Below are 4,298 nucleotides of genomic sequence, written 5' to 3'. Positions count from 1 at the left end.
ACAACCTCGTCATCCGCGGCAAGATCTTCGGCGCCATGCCGATGGTCGCCAAGGTGACCCCCGCCGAAGCCCGCGCCGCGCTCAGGCTGCTGGATGCGAAGACCATATGGTTCCTCCTCACCCTGCTGTTCCGCAAGGGCGGGTGAGGGGCGCGTCGCCCGGAACGTGACGACCTTGCCTTGAAGCGTCAATGCAGCCGGGGCCGGTGCTCGTCATCCCGGCGCATGCCGGGACCGTGGGCTGTCTTTAGAAGCCCCCTCGCGCCAGGGCGCCCCGCGCCTAAAGACTTGCCCACGGTCCCGGCATGCGCCGGGATGACGACCTTTGACCTGCCGCGTCCCGAAATTCCCCATCGACGCGCTCGATAGGTGCGATCCCGGAACTTGCGATTTTCCCGTGGCGCCAACGCCTCCACAACGGGAACATTGCCAGCCACAGGATCATGAAAAAGATGAGCATCTTGGGAGTTGAAAGCGTCGTCTTCGGCGTCGCGGACATTGCCGAACACACCCGCTTCTGGACCGACTTCGGGCTTCCGCTGGAAGCCGCCGGAGACGACGAGACGGTATTCCGCCTGGCCTCGGGCAGCACGCTGGTGCTGCGGCGCCATGGGGACGCGCGCCTGCCCTCCCCCGACCCGTTCCCCGGCGACGGCCTCAAGGAAACCGTCTGGGGCGTCGATACGGCCGAAAACCTCGACCGGATCGCCACCAGCCTCGCCGGCGAAGTCGCGGTGACGCGCGATGCCGACGGCACCGTCCACGCCGTCTGCCCCGACGGCCAGCCCATCGCGCTGCGGGTCTGGGCCAAGAAGACCTTCACCAGCGAGGCAAGCCCGGTCAACACCCCCGCCAGCCATCCCCGCTTCAACCAGCACCGCATCTGGCGCCGCAAGGCGATCCCCAAGACGATCAACCATGTCGTGTTCTTCTCGCCCGACTACGTCGGCAGTTTCGAGTTCTACGAGCGGCACCTGGGCTTCCGCTACGTCGATCACTCCAAGGGCGTGGGGATTTTCGCGCGCGCGAGCGGGACATACGAGCATCACTCGATCTTCTGGGTGAACTGCGACCTGCCGATCGCGCCCGACCACTTCAAGTTCATGCACATCGCCTTCGGCATGGACGACATCGACGAAGTCATGCTCGGCGCCAACATCATGGATCGCAAGGGCTGGAAGAACGAGACGATGAACAGCTCGGGCGGCATATCCCGCCACCGTATCTCCAGCGCGATCTACTACTACTGCGACATGCCCGGCCATGCCGGCGAGGCCGAGTACCACGCGGATACCGACTACCTCGATGACAACTGGATCCCGCGCGCCTGGGACTTCCGCTTCGGCTCGCTGCTGTGGTCGAACAATGCACCGCCGATCTTTCGGGGCGACGACATTCCCTGGGACATGACCTTCGACGCCGACCGCCGGAGCTTCGAGCCGTTCCGCAAGTCGCACCCGGGCAAGCAGCCGGTGGGCGGCAATCTCGCGGACATCACGCAGGACGACGAGCACGCGATCTGACGCCGGCGCGGGGAAAGAAACCCGGCCACCTGTCGTCGGCGGTGCGCGAGGCGCGCCTACTCCTGCAGGACGATGGAATGCCATGACGGGGCCTTCCATCGTCCCGTGAGGGCCAGCGCGTCGCCTACATCCTGAACGAAAGCGTCACGCCGTATGTCGCGGGCATCCCGGTCAGCCGCCAGATCGTGTCGTAGCCGACCTGCACGTTGTACCAGTAATACTTGTCGAAGACGTTCTTGCCCCAGACCGTCGCCGTCCAGCTACAATCGGGCGCGCCGATGCCGGCCCGCAGGCCATAGATCGTGTAGGGATCGATCCGTAGCGACGACGTCTGCGCAAGGTCGGCGTAAGTCGCGCCGTTGTACGACATGTCGCCGCTGACGAAAGCCTCCAGAGAGCCGGCCGGGAAGCGGTATTCGACATCCGCGTTGGCGGTCCACTTGGGCGAGAAGTTGAAGGACTTGCCGCTGAGATCGACCGGCGTGTTGAAGGCGTCGTAGCCTGCGAAATCCTTGATCTTCGAGTCCGCATGGCCGACCGACCCACGCAAGGTAAGCCCGTCCACCGGCTTCACCGTGGCGTCGAAATCAAAGCCGATCACGCGGGACCGGGGCACGTTGGCCAGCACCGGCAGCAGCCCGAAGACCGGGTCGGTGGTGTTCGTCAGCAACTGCTTGTCGCGGTAGTCGTAGTAGTAGCCCGCGAGGTTGAGCTGCACCCGGCCGTCCGCCAGCCCGGCCTTCACGCCCGCTTCGTAGGACGTCAGCTTCTCCTGCCGCACCGGTTCGAACTGTGAGCGCGCGGTGGCGTTGATGACCGGATAGTTGCCCGCCTTGTAGCCCCGGCTGACCAGCGCATAGAGCAGCGTGTCGGGGTTCGGCTTGAAGTTGACGCCGAGGCGCCAGGAGACATTGTCCTCCTTGAACTTCTGCACCGGGAACGGCGCGGTGAAGGCGGCGCCGTCGAACGCCAGGGTGATGCAGCCACCCGGCTGGGTGATCGGCCCGCCGAACAGTGCGTTGATGACGCCGGAGAAATCCCCCGCGCCGGTGTCGGCGCTGCAGGCCTGGTTGGTGTGCCGGATATCGGTGTAGCGCACGCCGCCCAGCACCGTCAGTTGCGGACTCAGTTCGTACTCGAGGTTGCCGAACACGGCATAGGCGCGGTTGGTCTGCCGGCCGCGGTTCTCGTTGCTCAGGATGTCGCCCACGCCGTCCGGATTCTCCGGCGTCGCGCCCACGTTGGTGGTGCTGGACAGGATGCCGCCATAATCCTGGAACGAGCTTTCGTAGCTGTTGTCGTCGGCAAAGCTGGCCCCGACGGTGACGTTGGCCGCGCCGATGCGCCCGGCCAGGCGCAATTCCTGGTTGAACGCCTCGACGTGGCCGGAAGTGTTGACGTAGCTCAGCGGCAGCGCGGTGCCGTCGTTGTCGAAGATGCTGTCGATGCTGACATAAGCGTAGTTGGTCAGCGAGGTCAGCGTGAGCTGGTCGGTGACGTCGTAGTCGAGGCGCAGGATCGCCTGGCCCATCTTGTTGTTGCGGTCGAACGGACGGCCCGCGTCCCAGTCGGCGGCGCGCGCGTTTCGCGGCGCGGCGGGCTGCAGGAACAGGCGCGGGTCCGCCTGCGTCGCGACGCGCGGAGAGGCCTGGACGAACTGCGGGATCTGGTTGTCCGACTTGTCGATCCAGCCGTTGAGGTCCAGGTTCACGCGCAAGCGGTCGCTCGGCTCCCAGTCCAGCAGCAGGCGCCCGGCCAGCTTCTTCTGGCGACCGATACTGTCGTCGCGGGTGTAGTTCTCCTGCCACCCGCCCGAGCGCGTGCCGGTGACGGCGATGCGGCCCTTGAGCGTGTCGGACAGCGGGCCGGAGACATAGGCGTCGGCCTGGAACGTGTTGAAGCGCCCGAAGCTGGCGTTGCCGCCCGCCTCGAACGTGTCGGTGGGCTTGTTCGCCACGTAGTTGATGGCACCGCCGGTGGAGTTCTGGCCGAACAGCGCCCATCCAAGCCATTCGGACTTCTACGTGCCTTTCACAATACCTGCCTGTCAACTCTGTATCCGCCCCAGCCATCCGGTAATTTCATTGAGCGTCCGCCGCTCCTGATCGGCCTCCATGACGAAGGCAGGCTCCATGCGGGATCGGGGCGCGTGGCTGGCGATGACGTCCTGCGCACTTCCGACACCATAGCCGCCATGAGTTATGAATGGGCGGAGCCTTTTGCCGGCCAAGTCATGCGCTTTGAGAAACGAACGGATGGGTGCCAGCGCGGTGGTCCCCCAAATTGGCAGCCCGAGGAAAATCTCGTCATATGTCGCCATATCCTCGACCCTCGCCGCGAGCGGGGGCTCGAAACCAGTTTGTCGTTCTCGCTCCGTCTGAGCGACATGCTGTTCGTAATCGGCTGGATAGGGACGCGCCGGCCTGATCTCGAACAGCGTCGCCCCAAGCTTGCGCTGAAGCGCCTCGGCGATCACCCGCGTGTTACCTGACCGCGTCAGATAGGCGACGAGTGTTCTGCTTCCCATCATCTCGATCGATCCTCCTTCCTGTGCGCAGGCGGCGGTGCTTGCAAACGCCAGCATCGCGGGCGCGGCCAGCAGCGTGCGACGCGAGAATTCATTGGACGCGCCTATGACGGTTTTGGTGGCTGACCTGCCCCCCGTCAGTCCCTCGATCATAACGAGAGTCCAGCGGTTGAATACGATGGCCCGGACGCCTGCACAAGCGCGTCGGGCATGATGGTCTCGTCCTGCACGAAGGCTCGACGCGCTTGT

Annotated in this window: 3 protein-coding genes; 1 reads left to right on the top strand and 2 read right to left on the bottom strand. The window is 65.0% G+C overall.

Annotated elements, in window-relative coordinates; all coding sequences use genetic code 11:
- Positions 1 to 451 precede the first annotated feature (451 nt).
- Positions 452 to 1,522, top strand: a complete 1,071-nt coding sequence (locus V2S85_RS26790) for a VOC family protein (RefSeq protein WP_330705828.1) — start codon at positions 452 to 454, stop codon at positions 1,520 to 1,522.
- Positions 1,523 to 1,646: 124 nt separating this feature from the next.
- On the opposite strand, the gene V2S85_RS26785 is transcribed toward V2S85_RS26790, so the two are convergent.
- Together V2S85_RS26785 and V2S85_RS26780 are read right to left on the bottom strand one after the other, a co-directional pair.
- Complete coding sequence (locus V2S85_RS26785; RefSeq protein WP_330705827.1) at positions 1,647 to 3,479, bottom strand: TonB-dependent receptor; 1,833 nt, start codon at positions 3,477 to 3,479, stop codon at positions 1,647 to 1,649.
- A gap of 90 nt (positions 3,480 to 3,569) precedes the next feature.
- The gene (locus tag V2S85_RS26780; protein ID WP_330705826.1) at positions 3,570 to 4,202 is read right to left on the bottom strand and encodes a flavodoxin; all 633 of its coding nucleotides are present in this window, start codon (positions 4,200 to 4,202) and stop codon (positions 3,570 to 3,572) included.
- Positions 4,203 to 4,298 lie beyond the last annotated feature (96 nt).

The organism is Novosphingobium resinovorum (assembly GCF_036352595.1).
Classification (GTDB): domain Bacteria; phylum Pseudomonadota; class Alphaproteobacteria; order Sphingomonadales; family Sphingomonadaceae; genus Novosphingobium; species Novosphingobium resinovorum_B.
This window is presented reverse-complemented; position numbering and strand designations above follow the sequence as displayed.